Below are 14,575 nucleotides of genomic sequence, written 5' to 3' on the forward strand. Positions count from 1 at the left end.
CTTCTTGTGTACTGGATTTACGTTATAAATGTTGTAAAACATATATAACACGGATGCTAATTCATATTAAATATAGAATAATGAAAAAACAATAAGCGTTTATCCATCCCTTTCAAGTCGCATAAGTGCTTGATATAATAGAAGTAGATGAAAGATAAAGAAAAGCAGGTGACTCTTTTTTGTTTACTAAAGCACAAGAACTTTTAGCGTCCTACTTTGGTTATTCTTCGTTTCGAAGAGGACAAGATGAAACAATTAAAAATGTACTAGATGGGAAAGATACAGTTTGTATTATGCCAACGGGTGGCGGTAAGTCAATTTGTTATCAAATTCCGGCATTAGTGTTTGAAGGCACGACGTTGGTTATATCTCCTTTAATATCACTTATGAAGGATCAAGTAGATACATTGGTACAGAATGGCATTTCAGCTACATATATTAATAGTTCTATTTCTATTGCTGAAGCAAATCAGCGAATTCAATTAGCGAAACAAGGACATTACAAATTACTTTATGTCGCGCCTGAGCGTCTTGATTCGATGGAGTTTGTTGACCAACTTATCGATATGAAAATCCCTATGATTGCGATTGATGAAGCACACTGTATTTCACAGTGGGGACATGATTTCCGTCCAAGTTATTTACATATACATCGCATATTAGATTATCTTCCAGAAAAGCCGCTCGTATTAGCATTAACAGCAACAGCAACACCGCAAGTACGTGATGATATTTGTAATACACTTGAAATTAATAAAGAAAATACAATTATGACAACGTTTGAGCGTGAGAACTTATCGTTTTCTGTCATTAAAGGGCAAGATCGAAATGCATATTTGGCGGATTATATTCGTCAAAATCAAAAGGAATCTGGGATTATATATGCAGCTACTAGAAAAGTAGTCGATCAGTTATATGAAGATTTAATGAAGGCAGGAGTTTCTGTATCAAAATATCACGCTGGTATGAGTGATAGTGATCGAAATGAGCAACAAGAACTCTTTTTACGAGATGAAGTAAGTGTAATGGTAGCAACATCTGCATTCGGGATGGGTATTGATAAATCGAATATTCGTTACGTAATTCATTATCAGCTTCCAAAAAATATGGAAAGTTACTATCAAGAAGCAGGACGTGCTGGTCGTGACGGATTAGATAGTACATGTATATTGTTATATTCTTCTCAAGATGTACAAGTACAGCGTTTTTTAATTGATCAATCAACTGGAGAATCACGTTTTTCAAATGAACTTGAAAAATTGCAAAATATGACCGATTACTGTCATACAGAACAATGTTTACAATCATTCATTTTGCAATACTTTGGAGAAGAACCGAAAGAAGATTGTGGACGCTGTGGTAATTGTACAGACAATCGCGAGAGCATCGATGTGACAAGGGAATCACAAATGGTTTTATCATGCATGATTAGAACGAACCAACGCTTTGGAAAGCAAATGATAGCGCAAGTATTAACTGGGTCGAAGAATAAGAAAGTTATTGAATTTAATTTTCATACTTTACCAACGTATGGGCTTTTATCGAACCGTAGTGTAAAAGAGGTCAGTGAGTTTATTGAGTTTTTAATTTCAGACGAGTTAATTGCAGTTGAGCATGGCACTTATCCGACGTTAAAAGTAACTGAAAAAGGGAAAGAAGTATTACTTGGTAAAGAGAATGTTTTACGAAAAGAACGAGTAGAGACAAGACAAATTGTTCAAGACCATCCTTTATTTGAAGTGCTTCGTGAAGTACGTAAAGAAATTGCGCAAGGAGAAGGTGTACCTCCGTTCGTTATTTTCTCTGACCAAACATTAAAAGATATGTGTGTGAAAATGCCGCAAAGTGATTCCGAATTGTTGACGGTAAAAGGTATCGGAGAACACAAACTTGTGAAATATGGCTCGCACTTCTTACAAGCAGTTCAGCATTTTATTGAGGAAAATCCAAATTATGCTGAAACGATTAAGACAGAAGTAGTTTCAGAGCGTAAAAAGTCAGGAAAAGCGTCCGCAAATTCTCATTTAGAAACGTATGAAATGTATAAACAAGGTATTGATTTGAATGAGATTGCAAAAGAACGTAACTTATCAAGACAAACAATCGAAAACCATTTAATTCGCTGCTACGAGGATGGAATGGAAGTAGAGTGGCAAAGTTTTGTTCCATCAGAGTATGAATCTCTTATTGAAACTGCCGTTCAAAATGCAGAGGGTGGTCTGAAATCTATTAAAGAACAGCTTCCGAATGAAGTGAGTTACTTTATGATTCGTGCTTATTTACAAATAAGAAAGTAGAGACATATAAAGGGGATAAGAATTTATGTATCATGTTTTCGTTTATGGCACGTTAAGAAGAGGACAAACGAATGCTCATTATATGTTAGGTGCAACATGCATTGCAGACAGAGCTTGGACATATGGAAAATTATTTGATACGAACGAAGGATATCCGGCCATGACTTATTCGATTGAAGAAAAGGTGTATGGAGAAGTTTATGTAGTAAATGATGAGATATTGTGTAAGTTAGATGAACTAGAAGAATATACAGGTAATGCGGAGACTGATTTATATGATCGAATCACGCAAAAAGTATATGTTGCTGATAGGAAAATAGAGGCATATGTGTATATCGCTCAAGATAAAAAGATGATATTAAAAGTTATTGATTCTGGTGACTGGGTGGAGTATCAAAAAGAAAAATAAGAGTAGCTAAAGAGTAGATAGTGGAATAATCCATTATCTATTTTTATACTTTCACTTTCAAAATTCTTATTATTTTGATAAATTGTAAATATAGGGAAATCAAAAGGAGGATTTTTCATGGGGATTAGAAATTTAGTTTCTCACCTGTAACAGTAAAATAATTTGCAGGAGGAGAATAATAATGAACGAATTAAATGTAAAAGAATTTTATAAAAAACAATTTGAACTAATAAGCTATGATATAAATAATGAAAATTGGTTACAGGAAGTTGCTAAAGAAGTGCAAGAACAAGTTGGATATCCAATTCAGACGATGTTAGAACTAGGGGCTGGAAATGGCGGATTTGCAAGGGCGATGTCTAATTTGAATGTAAAAATGACTACTGTTGAGCTTGTACCGGAGTTAGCTATGTTTGCAAAAGAACATTCTACTAATGACATTGAGGTTCATTGCGCCGATTTTTATAAAATTAACTTTAAAGAAAAGTTTGATGTTATTTGTTATTTAGACGGATTTGGTGTAGGAACCGATGAAGAACAATTATTTTTATTAAAACGTATACATAACTGGTTGAAAGATGATGGATGTGCACTTATTGATATTTATCAACCGTTATATTGGGAAAAGGCCAATGGACAAGAAATGCCGATAGGTTCTGCAATGCGAAAGTATGAATATGATAGTGAAAATGCAAGAATGCTAGACCATTGGTGGGAAATAGATTCTTCAAATGATATCGTGACACAATCTTTACGCTGCTATGCTGTAGATGAGATTAGTAATTTATGTGCCGAGGCTCATTTAAGTATAGTTGGGATTTTCCCAGGAGGAGCGTATGATTTTGAAGCTGGGAAATATGAAGAGCAATCATCTTTAAATGAATGTTTATCATATCGAGTAAAAGTGAAAAAGAGTAGGGATTAATGAACTGCACCCCAATTGTTAGACACAGTCTAACAATTGGAGGTGCAGTTTTTCTATGGCTAAATTTACAGCTGATGAAAAAGTACAAATCGTTCTACGTTATTTGAATGGAAATGAAAGTTATCGAGAAATGGGTAAATCGATTGGTATAAGTGACACAATTATTTTGAATTGGGTAAACCAATATAAACAGAATGGTATGGAAGCTTTTCTAAAACGATGTACAAATTACACACAACAATTTAAACTAGACGTACTAAACTTTATGATTGAAAACGGTATGTCCTTATTTGAGACGGCAGCTATCTTTAACATTCCTGCCCTTCAACGATTTCTGTTTGGAAAACAGCTCGAAACACAAGGAATTGATGCCCTTCAATCTAAGAAAAAGGGGCGTCCATCCATGAAAAAAGATTCAAATAAACAAGTAAAACAAGCTTTAGCTGAAGGGTCAGTCGAAGCACTTGAAGCACGTATTCAACAGCTTGAAATGGAAAATGAGTACTTAAAAAAGTTGAATGCCTTAGTTCAAAACAAGGAAAAATCACGAAACAAGACAAGGCACAAGTAGTCTATGAATTAAGGCATAAATATTCAGTGAAGGCACTCGTGGAGCTAGCTGGTATTCCACGGAGTACGTATTATGATTTAGTAAAGAAAATGAATCGTCCGGATCAAGATGCCGATTTGAAAGCTGAAATTAAAGCAATTTATGAGGAAAATGAAGGTCGTTATGGCTACCGTCGCATTCGTGATGAGTTAACGAATCGTGATCAGAAAGTGAATCACAAGAAGGTTCAGCGCATTATGAAAGAGCTTGGATTAAAGTGTGTTGTGCGTATGAGGAAATATAAATCCTATAAAGGGAAAGTCGGTAAAATTGCACCTAATATTTTAGAGCGTAATTTTTATACAGATGCCCTGAATCAAAAATGGGTAACGGACATCACAGAGTTTAAATTGTTTGAGAGAAACTGTATGTATCACCTGTATTAGACTTGTATAATGGTGAAATTATTACCTATACAATTGGTTCTAGACCGACGTATTCACTTGTTTCAGAGATGTTAGAGAAAGCATTAGAACGCTTACCTGAAAATCACCAGCTACTAATGCATTCGGATCAAGGATGGCATTATCAAATGAGACAGTACGTCCGGACACTTGAATCAAGAGCTATCGTCCAGAGTATGTCTCGAAAAGGCAACTGTTACGACAACGCAGTAATAGAAAATTTCTTTGGGATTATGAAGTCAGAGTTCCTATACATAAAAGAATTTGAAAATGTAGAGCACTTTAAAATAGAATTAAAAAAATATATAGATTATTATAATACGAAACGGATTAAGGCAAAATTAAAAATGAGCCCGGTACAATACCGGACTCACTTTTATCAAGCTGCCTAATGAAATAACCGTGTCTAACTTTTAGGGGTCACTTCATAAATCCTTACTCTTTTTACTTTTATTGTGTGAATAATTGTCGTTCTCTTTTTATTCTTATAGTTCTTAGTACGATTCCAATTCCGAGAAATAAAACAGTAGCAGCGACCCCGCTAATAGGATTTAACCAAAAATCACTACTGTTTGTAAGAGTAATAATCCCTGTTATTGTGACTAAAACAGTAGGAACAGCATCCTCAATCGCATGCATGATAACGCATGGCCAGACGGATTTTGTAAGTCTATATATTTCAACATACATAATGGACCAACAAACCATAAGGATACAGCCAGATAAAAGCATATTTAATCTTGAGATAGATTCAAAATATTCATTTGGCAAAAAGACTATATAATATGCAGCATGCCAAAGTGCCCAAATTACACCAGAAATAATATAAATGTACCAATCGTTTAGATTTAGTTCAATCAACTTTGGAGTTAAATAACCACGCCAAGAAAACTCTTCAAAAATATTTTTAATAAAGTTACCAATAGTAGACATGACTATGAGTGACAATAACGTGGATATATCAAAACTAGAAATATGAGCTACTCCAAAAATGAGCGATATGCTTATCGTTATTACTGTAACGAATGGATAAATAAGTAGTGCAGTGAAATACCATATAAAGTTTCCTTTCAAATTTGGCTTGATGCCAAAATCATTCCAATCTCGGCTAATAACTCTAAGTAAAATGCTTACGAGGAAAGGTAATATTAGCCATAACCCCATACCTAAAGTATTTCCTTCAGGTTGATTTGTTAGAAGAGAATCTAGAAATACCCCAATCCATCCACTGGCCAAAACAGTTAATACAAAAATAAGTAAATATAACTTTAGTGATTTCTTTTTCGCGAATTTCATTTGAATAGACTCCTTTACTTTTATTTAGCCTACTATTTGTGGGCAGTAAAACCCCCTTATAAAATTTTCACTTTATGTATCTTTGATTTTTACATTGTTTGTCAATATATAAATTAAATAGGTCACAAATAGAAAGAGGTATCTTTTGTATGCATCACTATACTATATGTGTAGTGATGTGATTTAGATGTTGTATATATCTTTAAAATTAGAAAGATAAAAAGTAAGTTTTTTCGGAAAATTTAATTGGAAACTATTGACTTTACGATTGAATTTTTAATACAATGGTATTTCGACTGAAAAATTAGAACGGACAGGAGGGAATCGTCGAAATGAGCAACATATTTGAAGATGAGTTACAAAAAATGAAGGATACTTTACATACGATGGATGAGCAATTGGATAAGCTTGAAAAAATCCCAGTTTATTATGGAGAAGATTTTAAAGAGCAAATTCTTGAAAGTATGAGAGAGTCTAATAGACAAAATTTACGTATTGGTGTGCAAGAGCCGTACTTTGGAAGGTTAGATTTTCAGGAAGATGGTAAAGAAGCAGTTATGCCGATTTATATTGGAAAAGTAGGGGTTTCGGATATGGACACGATGAAACCAATCATTATTGATTGGAGAGCACCTGTCGCAAGTATGTTTTATTCATTTACCGGTGGAGAAGAATTAGCATTTTATCAATCACCAGATGGGTTAGTAGAAGGTGATGTGTATTTAAAACGAAACATTTCCATTCGAAAAAGAGAACTTGAACGTGTTGTTGATACATATGTAAAAGGAAATGAAGATGTATCGCATGCCGATGATTTTCTTCTATATCGATTAGGTGAAAATAAAGATAATAAGCTAAAGGATATTGTTTCAACGATTCAATCGGAACAAAATGATATTATTCGTGCGGAAAGAAACTTGCCATTATTAATTCAAGGGGTTGCAGGGAGCGGAAAGACAACAATCGCTTTACATCGCCTTGCTTTTTTAATTTATGAATATCGTGAACAACTAGAAGCAGAAAGAATGATCGTATTTGCGCCGAATAGTCTGTTTTTAGACTATATTTCGAGTGTACTTCCTGAATTAGGTGTAGGGAATATTAATCAAACAACGTTTCCGGATTGGGCATTACGTACGTTAGATGATTCAGTGAAACTAAAGCAGACAGAAGAAAAATTGAAAGAAGCATTTTCAATTAGTCGTGATGAAAAGAAGGTAATGCTAGGTAAATTAAAGGGTACGTTGGAATTTAAGACGTTTATTGAAGAGAGAATGATCCAATTTGAAAATGAGTTAGTTCCGACAAAAGATTTTGAGGCGTGGGATAGAGCAATTATTCCAGTAGAAGATATTAAAAAATGGATGCAAGTTGAATATAAACATTATCCTTTACAGAAAAGAAGAGAACGATTAGTAGGACGAATGAAGCGCTGGATTGAAATTGAACTTAAAAAATTCGGGGAAACAAACGAGAAAAAATTACTTAAAAAAGAAGCGACTAAGAGACTGAACGCATATATGAAGTTTTGGCCGAAAATGAGTGCTCTTTCACTGTATAGTTCAATAGTAAAAAGTAAAGAAATACTTGAGGTATTACCTGAAGAACTTGTTAAAGAAACAGAAAAGAGTTGTCGTAAAAAAGAAGTGTATGTAGAAGATTTACCAGCTTTAATATACATACATCATCGTATAACAGGGATTGAAATCGGGCAGAAGTTTCATCACGTTGTTATTGATGAAGCGCAAGATTTTTCGCCTTTCCAAGTTTATGTATTAAAAGAAATTACATTAGGTAATTCTTTCACTATATTAGGTGATTTATCGCAAGCGATTTATGATTACCAAGGAATTGAAGATTGGAATGCTTTTAAGGAAGTATTCCAAGAAACCGGTTATTATGAATTGACAAGAAGTTATCGTTCTACAAAAGAAATTATTGAATTTGCAAATGAAATAATTAAAAATGCAGAAATCCCAGTAGGACTCGCAACACCAGTCTTCCGCAGTGGAGAAGATGTGAAAGTAATTCATGCAGAAAATCAATTTACTGAAATTGTGAAGACGGTAAAACATTTGCAAAATGCAGATGTGAAAACAATTGCGGTAATCGGAAGAACAGAAGATGAATGCCGTGATATATATGTGAAATTAACAAATGCAGGATTAACGGTCAACGTAATTGAAGCAAACCAAAGTAAATATGAAGGTGGTATATCAGTAGTACCTGTCTATTTAGCGAAAGGTTTAGAATTTGATGCGGTGCTTTTAATTGATGTGGATGAAGAACATTACAAAAACACAAAACATGATGCAAAATTACTATATGTCGGATGTACGAGATCACTTCATGACTTATGGATTTTCCATAGTGGGGAAGCGTCACCTTTAATTAAAGGATTAAAATAAAGTGGAACTATAATCAGTGGGGAGTTTTACTGCAAGCTAATGTGGGATAAATATAAAAAGAGGATTTTCTAGTACAGTATGAAGATCCTCTTTTTTATATTAAAATGGTAGACGAATTAATGACTTGAACTGTTGTTTAAATGATATACGATGCTTTTTTCTAATTCCTTAGTTTGTTCTTTTCCCATGTACGAACAGCATCTACTGGAATTTGTGTATGTTTTAACCAATCTAGAATTAAGTGTAGTTGTTCTTGTATTTGACCAATGTTTTGCTCCTTTATGTTCTTATTCTGAATTCTATTAATTAATTGAAGCATATAGGGAAGTTTTTCTATACATTCGCTTAAATCTCCGCAATAACCTGAAGGGAATTCATGTGTACCAAATTCTAAAGTATGGATGTAATTAGAAACTAGGTATATCATAGCTTCTTGTTCGGTATCACCACCTAATTCAATCGCTTTTCGAAGGAATTTTTCTAAATCGTCATCTTTATTGCTAGAGTCCATATAAATTCCTATCCATCTAAAAGGTCTTGAATCAATCGGGTTGTTTTCTGTCCATCTATATAGAATGTCAATTAGAAAACTATTTAGTGAGAAAGTTAAGACCTCATCTTTTTCGTTTAATGCATCTAAAATAGTAAACAACGAAATGGCAAACTCTTCTTGATCTTTTGATTCCCATTTCTTTGCATTTGAAATAAATGTCTCTAAATGTTTATAAGCTAATTTTCGAAGTCCCGCTTCGCGATGCTGACAGTAACAAATAAAATCATGCCAATGTTCATTTGTATTCATATGTATAATAATAGTTTGTAATGCAGTGAGAGGTTTATCCATTATAAGTCCCCAATCTATTAAGCACGTGTTGAAAATTTAGTGTTATTATATCATTACATAAATTAAAGTGGGAAGAATTTAAGATGGATTTTATTGGTCGCGGGATCCAATTGATTGGTAATGTAGCAGTTCTAACAGGACTCATTATAGACTTTGAAGATGAAACGTAAAAAAGTTATTATATTTATCTGGATATTAATATAATGCAATATTAGTATTTATTTAATTTTTAGAAAACATAGACTACAACATTAATAAATGGTATAATTTCCTTGTTATTGGAATTAAAATGAAAATATTAGAAGAAAAGGATTGGGCTGGTTTTAATGGGGATTCTGATCACAAAGAAACAAAGGCAATATTAAAGTTATGGTTTATTTATATACCACTTGCATTTGGAGAGTTTGTCTTTTCGAATATCATAGGTTATTTAAAAAATAAAGATTTTGCATTTGAAAAACAATTAACCTAATTTAATTGTTTTTTATTTTACTTTAATAAACCAAATAAAAATAGAGATTTTGAACAAGATGAAGTTTATGAAGGAAATAACGTTGATTAGGTGCTGAAAACAGGGTGAAATCAACAGTGCCTAAAGAATAAAACAGGAATCATTCAACCATGGTAATTTGCCGTTTTAATAGCTTCCTATAGTGAGATGTTATGTTCACATCATATGTATACGATATTTGTAACATAGCATTACTAGAACTTCAAAATTAGTAGTTAAGGTGCTACCTTTTAGAGTGCTATAGATATATAACTTAGCTAAAAAGCAAAAATCATATAATTTGCGCTTTTTATTATCCGTTTTTTGGTAAATGATTATAGTTTTTGTCACATTAATACTGTACGATACATAGTATAAAACACATACTGTATGACATATAGTAATGGAAATGAGGTGAGTGAATGGATACTTTATTAAACTCGTTAATTACTGAGTTAAGAAGAGGGACATTAACGTTAGCTGTTTTAAGTCAATTAAGAACGCCGCAGTACGGATATTCACTTGTCCAGTTATTGGAGCAATCAGGGATTACAATTGATCAAAGTACTTTATATCCGCTACTTCGCCGATTAGAAAAGCAGGAGTTAGTGACGAGTAGTTGGGATAAAACAGAGAGTAGACCTCGTAAGTATTATGTTTTAAGTGAATATGGATTAGAGATATTTTTACAATTGAAAAAGCAGTGGGTAAAGGATTCGAAAGAACTTTATAACTTATTAAAGGAGGAGGACGAAAATGAGTTTGATTGATATGTATGTCCATGAAGTTGCGAAGAGATTGCCTGAACAAAATCGTGAAGATATTACACTTGAACTACGGTCAACAATAGAGGATATGTTACCAGACGATTATAATGAGGAAGATGTGAAGAGCGTACTCGAAAAATTGGGAAGTCCAGTTTCATTGGCTAATGGGTACTTGGATAGACCAATGCATTTAATTGGACCACGTTATTTTGATGTATATACGACGCTATTAAAAATGATTATACCAATTGCAGCTGTTATTGCGCTCATTTCAATGGTTGCAGAAAATTTTATAGGCTATAATGGTGATCAAGCGGTATTAAATGTTATTTTACAATTGATAGGTAAAGGTATAGGGGAAATTTTTGAAGTGGGTCTCCATGTATTTTTCTGGTTAACACTTGTATTTGCTATTTTAGAAAGAACTGATAAAGAAAAGGATCCACACCCATTAACAACAAGCTTAAAAAAATGGACACCAGATGACTTGAAAAATGTTTCGTATATCCCGAAGAAAAAGGCGATTTCAAAGTTTGAAGTTTTTGGAGGTTTAATGTGGACAGCAATATGGGCTACACTTTACTTTTATGCGAATCATCTTGTAGGCGTATATCATGGTACAGAAAACGGATTGAAGTTTGTCGCGCCAACGTTTAATCAAGATGTTTTGCTTCAATATTGGCCCCTAATTTTGGTTATGATCGTTTTCGAAGTAGCTATATCACTTTATAAGTTAGTACAGGGACAATGGACGAAAAGGTTGGCAATTGGAAATGCTATTCTTCAAGTAGTCGGAACAATCATATTCATTGTAATTGTAGTAAATCCACATTTATTAAACGCAGGATTTATTACGTATTTGGCAAATGCATTTACTATTTCCCCAGAGGAGTTTAAAACGTGGCTCATTGGGGGAGGAATTTTCTTCTACATGTTATCTGCTGCAATAAATATACTTGATGGTTTCCGAAAAGCTAGTATTCGTATGTAGATAAAAATCGGAAATTTCGATAAAATAAAACTATTGAAAAGATAGTGAAATAAGATGAACATGATGAAAGGAAGAAAACAATGATAAGGGAAGCAACGAAAAGAGATTTAGCATACATTTTAGATATTTATAACGATGCGATACTTTATACAACAGCTGTATATGCGTATAAACCTGTAACCCTTGAAAATAGAATAGATTGGTATGAACAAAAAAAGGCTGAAGGGTATCCAATTTTCGTATATGAATTAGATAATAAAGTAGTAGGATTTGCGACATTCGGCCCATTTAGAGCGTGGCCTGCTTATAAATATTCAGTTGAACATTCTGTGTATGTAGATAAGGCATATAGAAAAAATGGCATTGGGTCTTCATTAATGAAAGAATTAATCAAAATTGCAAAGGAAAGAGAGTATATGACCTTAATTGCTGGAATTAATGCAGAGAATGAGAAAAGTATTGCCTTGCATCAAAACTATGAATTTATTCATGCAGGAACAATAAAAAAAGCTGGTTATAAGTTTAATAAATGGCTAGATTTAGCTTTTTATCAGCTGGAACTTAACGGTCCTGAAAATCCTATAGAAGAATAAATATTTTTCGGTAGCAAGAAAAAATTCATGCTACCTTTTTCTTATTTTAATAGCTAATGAAAAGTTTTTACATTCAATGTTGAAATATTAGAAGTTAATATAACGATATAAAAAGAGGGATGGAAATGGAAACTGTTATAAATAAAATAAAAGAGGTACAATCTAATTATGTGGGAATGGCAATTTATTCTACAAAAGATAATCGGATAGTTGCTTCATATAATAATGAATTAAATATTCCGTTAGCATCAGCAGCAAAATTAGTCATTGGATTTGTAGTAACGCAAATGGTGAAGGAAAATAAACATAATTGGAATGATATACTTCATCACATTAAATTTAATCCGCATGAAGATAGTGCGCAGTTATATCCGCATTTACAAGGAAGAACTTCTTTAACACTTAGTCAAGCGGTAGAGGTAATGATTGCTTGTCATGATAGTTGCGTTGCACAGTCAGTTGTAATGCACTGTGGTGGATGGGATGCTGTGAAAATGTACGCACAAACGTACTTTTCAAAAATTTATATACAAGAGAATGCTAGAGATGAGAAAAATGTTGGAGAATTAAGTGAAGTTCTTGCCCTTTTCATACAAACCTTTCAAGGTTATAAATCAGAACCAGAATTATGGGAACCAATTATTAGCGGCATGGTAAGACAGCAAGGAGAGTATGAAGAAATCCCATATTATCATTTAGCTCATATGACAGGTGGATTACTCACAGCTACAATAAATATTGGTATTATAGGAATGTTTAACGAATTTCCGCTTCTTTATGTGATGGGGGGAAAAGATTTACCGAATCGACGTGAAAATAAAGAGGTAGATGAAGCTTTTGCAGCAGTTTTAAAGTACATATACAAAGAATATAGTGAAAGCATGCTAGGAGTGAGCGATTGAAAAGAAACTTAAAGACTTCAACAATCATTATTTTAATTTTAACGATTATTGCTCTTGAAGTTGGAATCGCACTATATGATCACAATTTGTCATTAGATACAATTTACTTTGCAGCGATCCTTATTTGTATTGTATTGCTTTTTGGCACACGTGTTTCTGGAGAGAAAGAAAGTACATCGCAACGAGGAAGAAGAAAAACAGCTCTTATATTTTGGCCATCTATTTTATTGTCTATCGTTTGTTTTGCGGTTATAAGTTACATAAGGGTAGGATATGTCTCTGTACCAGGTATAATTAGCTTTTCATGCTTTGTTACATATGGTGGATTCGTATGTATTAGTATTTTAAAGAGAAAAAATAAAATGTAGATTACTAAGCTGAAAGGAAGCAATATAAATGAAACATATAAAGAACGGTACACGTACTGAAGGAGAATATATTAAAAATAAAGTTATTCAATATAATATGTCCATCTTAACAGATGAGGCAAGACAGACGATGGAAGAAGTACGCCTCGTAGTAAAAAATGAAGAAGGAAAAATTTTTGGTGGCGTAACAGGTACGATGTATTTTTATCACCTTCATATCGACTTTTTATGGGTTGATGAATCAGTTCGTCATGACGGTTATGGCAGCCAACTTTTACATGAAATTGAAGGGATTGCGAAGGAGAAAGGGTGTAGATTAATATTGCTAGATTCATTTAGTTTTCAAGCACCAGAATTTTATAAAAAGCACGGTTACAGGGAGTATGGTGTCGTTGAAGATCATCCGAAAGGTCATAGTCAGCACTTTTTTGAAAAGAGATTATAATAATATTATGTATACTGATTGATGGAGGGAAGCATATGTACACGTATAAATTGCAACAAGAACAACCAATCTGTGCAGAAAAAATAAAGAAGCTTTATGATTCTGTCGGTTGGTGGCCAGAAAGAAAAGAAGTCGATATTGAAAAAATGTTAAAGAATAGTATAGCCATTGGAGTATGGGAAGAAAATGAATTAGTTGGATTTGCTAGAGTCGTTTCTGATGGTATTTTTCGAGCATACATTGAAGATGTTGTCGTACATGAGAGTGTAAGAAATAAAGGTATTGGAGAGAAGATGCTTACAATGTTACTCGAGGAAATATCTCATATTCATATTGTTAGTCTATTTTGCGGAGAGAAGCTAATAAAGTTTTACGGTGAGCAGCAATTTCAAGCAACGAAGCAAATTGTGATGCATCGTAATCAAACAGGGAAAGAATAAGAGGTGCCAATTAAAATGAATGCAACAAGAGCGTACTGTTTATCGAAAAGAAAGGCGACAGAAGATTCTCCAGATGGTTGGAGTGCAACATGTATGAGGCTTAATAATAAAATATTTGCGATAGTAAATCATGAAGAAGGCGAAAAAGCTGCGATTACATTGAAGTGTGATCCAGAAGTCGCATTAAGAATAAGAGAAGATTATCCAGAAACCATTATTCCAGGGTATCATATGAATAAAAAACATTGGAATACTGTTTATATTCATAAGGATATAGTGCAGGAGCAAATTAATAAAATGATTGATTGGTCGTATGATTTAGTACTACAATCATTTTCAAAGAAAAAGCAGCAGGAGTTAATGGATTAATATGTATTAGGAGTGTG

The 14,575-nt window shown here is 33.3% G+C and carries 14 protein-coding genes and 2 pseudogenes; 14 read left to right on the forward strand and 2 right to left on the reverse strand.

What is annotated here, in order from left to right:
* The first annotated feature begins 179 nt into the window (after positions 1 to 179).
* The 4 genes and pseudogenes from recQ to IQ781_RS02025 all read left to right on the forward strand — a co-directional run bounded on the left by recQ (position 180) and on the right by IQ781_RS02025 (position 5,037).
* Entirely contained in the window at positions 180 to 2,297 is a 2,118-nt protein-coding gene (gene recQ, locus IQ781_RS02010; protein WP_000494263.1) for a DNA helicase RecQ, read from the forward strand.
* A gap of 25 nt (positions 2,298 to 2,322) precedes the next feature.
* Positions 2,323 to 2,706: a gamma-glutamylcyclotransferase family protein gene (locus IQ781_RS02015; RefSeq protein ID WP_000274899.1), complete on the forward strand. Its 384-nt coding sequence runs from the start codon at positions 2,323 to 2,325 to the stop codon at positions 2,704 to 2,706.
* Positions 2,707 to 2,887: 181 nt separating this feature from the next.
* Complete coding sequence (locus IQ781_RS02020) at positions 2,888 to 3,631, forward strand: class I SAM-dependent methyltransferase (protein ID WP_069355748.1); 744 nt, start codon at positions 2,888 to 2,890, stop codon at positions 3,629 to 3,631.
* A gap of 55 nt (positions 3,632 to 3,686) precedes the next feature.
* Positions 3,687 to 5,037, forward strand: a pseudogene (locus IQ781_RS02025) (IS3 family transposase).
* A gap of 58 nt (positions 5,038 to 5,095) precedes the next feature.
* On the opposite strand, the gene IQ781_RS02030 reads toward IQ781_RS02025, so the two are convergent.
* The gene (locus IQ781_RS02030) at positions 5,096 to 5,941 is read right to left on the reverse strand and encodes a CPBP family glutamic-type intramembrane protease (RefSeq protein ID WP_139846758.1); all 846 of its coding nucleotides are present in this window, start codon (positions 5,939 to 5,941) and stop codon (positions 5,096 to 5,098) included.
* A gap of 332 nt (positions 5,942 to 6,273) precedes the next feature.
* Between IQ781_RS02030 and IQ781_RS02035 the strand changes: the two genes are divergently transcribed.
* Positions 6,274 to 8,349, forward strand: coding sequence for a HelD family protein (locus IQ781_RS02035; RefSeq protein WP_139846759.1), 2,076 nt, complete (start codon positions 6,274 to 6,276; stop codon positions 8,347 to 8,349).
* Positions 8,350 to 8,465: 116 nt separating this feature from the next.
* On the opposite strand, the pseudogene IQ781_RS02040 reads toward IQ781_RS02035, so the two are convergent.
* Positions 8,466 to 9,193 (reverse strand): annotated as a pseudogene (locus IQ781_RS02040) (hypothetical protein).
* Between the two features lie 289 nt (positions 9,194 to 9,482).
* Between IQ781_RS02040 and IQ781_RS02045 the strand changes: the two are divergent.
* The 9 genes from IQ781_RS02045 to IQ781_RS02085 all read left to right on the forward strand — a co-directional run bounded on the left by IQ781_RS02045 (position 9,483) and on the right by IQ781_RS02085 (position 14,558).
* Positions 9,483 to 9,665 carry a hypothetical protein gene (locus IQ781_RS02045; RefSeq protein ID WP_242808322.1) on the forward strand — a complete coding sequence of 61 codons (183 nt, stop codon included), beginning with the start codon at positions 9,483 to 9,485 and terminating at the stop codon, positions 9,663 to 9,665.
* A 440-nt stretch (positions 9,666 to 10,105) separates the two neighbouring features.
* Positions 10,106 to 10,453 (forward strand): PadR family transcriptional regulator, encoded by a 348-nt coding sequence (locus tag IQ781_RS02050; protein WP_000380296.1) that lies wholly within the window; start codon positions 10,106 to 10,108, stop codon positions 10,451 to 10,453.
* The gene (locus IQ781_RS02055; protein WP_000052353.1) at positions 10,440 to 11,441 is read left to right on the forward strand and encodes an HAAS signaling domain-containing protein; all 1,002 of its coding nucleotides are present in this window, start codon (positions 10,440 to 10,442) and stop codon (positions 11,439 to 11,441) included. The genes IQ781_RS02050 and IQ781_RS02055 overlap by 14 nt, the downstream gene beginning before the upstream one ends.
* A gap of 80 nt (positions 11,442 to 11,521) precedes the next feature.
* Complete coding sequence (locus tag IQ781_RS02060) at positions 11,522 to 12,034, forward strand: GNAT family N-acetyltransferase (protein ID WP_100651710.1); 513 nt, start codon at positions 11,522 to 11,524, stop codon at positions 12,032 to 12,034.
* Between the two features lie 125 nt (positions 12,035 to 12,159).
* Entirely contained in the window at positions 12,160 to 12,936 is a 777-nt protein-coding gene (locus IQ781_RS02065) for a serine hydrolase (protein ID WP_060852056.1), read from the forward strand.
* Positions 12,933 to 13,304, forward strand: coding sequence for a hypothetical protein (locus IQ781_RS02070; RefSeq protein ID WP_078386548.1), 372 nt, complete (start codon positions 12,933 to 12,935; stop codon positions 13,302 to 13,304). Before IQ781_RS02065 ends, IQ781_RS02070 begins: the two co-directional genes overlap by 4 nt.
* Positions 13,305 to 13,332: 28 nt before the next feature.
* Positions 13,333 to 13,749 carry a GNAT family N-acetyltransferase gene (locus IQ781_RS02075; protein WP_000680537.1) on the forward strand — a complete coding sequence of 139 codons (417 nt, stop codon included), beginning with the start codon at positions 13,333 to 13,335 and terminating at the stop codon, positions 13,747 to 13,749.
* 35 nt (positions 13,750 to 13,784) lie between these two features.
* Positions 13,785 to 14,189 carry a GNAT family N-acetyltransferase gene (locus tag IQ781_RS02080; RefSeq protein WP_060852057.1) on the forward strand — a complete coding sequence of 135 codons (405 nt, stop codon included), beginning with the start codon at positions 13,785 to 13,787 and terminating at the stop codon, positions 14,187 to 14,189.
* Between the two features lie 15 nt (positions 14,190 to 14,204).
* Positions 14,205 to 14,558 carry an MmcQ/YjbR family DNA-binding protein gene (locus IQ781_RS02085; protein WP_000994621.1) on the forward strand — a complete coding sequence of 118 codons (354 nt, stop codon included), beginning with the start codon at positions 14,205 to 14,207 and terminating at the stop codon, positions 14,556 to 14,558.
* Positions 14,559 to 14,575: the final 17 nt, after the last annotated feature.

This window comes from Bacillus sp. N447-1 (genome assembly GCF_022701035.1).
Taxonomy (GTDB): domain Bacteria; phylum Bacillota; class Bacilli; order Bacillales; family Bacillaceae_G; genus Bacillus_A; species Bacillus_A cereus.

Bases quoted from the DNA above. Each gene is read 5' to 3' on its own strand.
- IQ781_RS02015 (WP_000274899.1), top strand. From the start codon at position 2,323: ATGTATCATGTTTTCGTTTATGGCACGTTAAGAAGAGGACAAACGAAT.
- IQ781_RS02020 (WP_069355748.1), top strand. From the start codon at position 2,888: ATGAACGAATTAAATGTAAAAGAATTTTATAAAAAACAATTTGAACTA.
- IQ781_RS02030 (WP_139846758.1), bottom strand. From the start codon at position 5,941: ATGAAATTCGCGAAAAAGAAATCACTAAAGTTATATTTACTTATTTTT.
- IQ781_RS02035 (WP_139846759.1), top strand. From the start codon at position 6,274: ATGAGCAACATATTTGAAGATGAGTTACAAAAAATGAAGGATACTTTA.
- IQ781_RS02045 (WP_242808322.1), top strand. From the start codon at position 9,483: ATGAAAATATTAGAAGAAAAGGATTGGGCTGGTTTTAATGGGGATTCT.
- IQ781_RS02050 (WP_000380296.1), top strand. From the start codon at position 10,106: ATGGATACTTTATTAAACTCGTTAATTACTGAGTTAAGAAGAGGGACA.
- IQ781_RS02055 (WP_000052353.1), top strand. From the start codon at position 10,440: ATGAGTTTGATTGATATGTATGTCCATGAAGTTGCGAAGAGATTGCCT.
- IQ781_RS02060 (WP_100651710.1), top strand. From the start codon at position 11,522: ATGATAAGGGAAGCAACGAAAAGAGATTTAGCATACATTTTAGATATT.
- IQ781_RS02065 (WP_060852056.1), top strand. From the start codon at position 12,160: ATGGAAACTGTTATAAATAAAATAAAAGAGGTACAATCTAATTATGTG.
- IQ781_RS02075 (WP_000680537.1), top strand. From the start codon at position 13,333: ATGAAACATATAAAGAACGGTACACGTACTGAAGGAGAATATATTAAA.
- IQ781_RS02080 (WP_060852057.1), top strand. From the start codon at position 13,785: ATGTACACGTATAAATTGCAACAAGAACAACCAATCTGTGCAGAAAAA.
- IQ781_RS02085 (WP_000994621.1), top strand. From the start codon at position 14,205: ATGAATGCAACAAGAGCGTACTGTTTATCGAAAAGAAAGGCGACAGAA.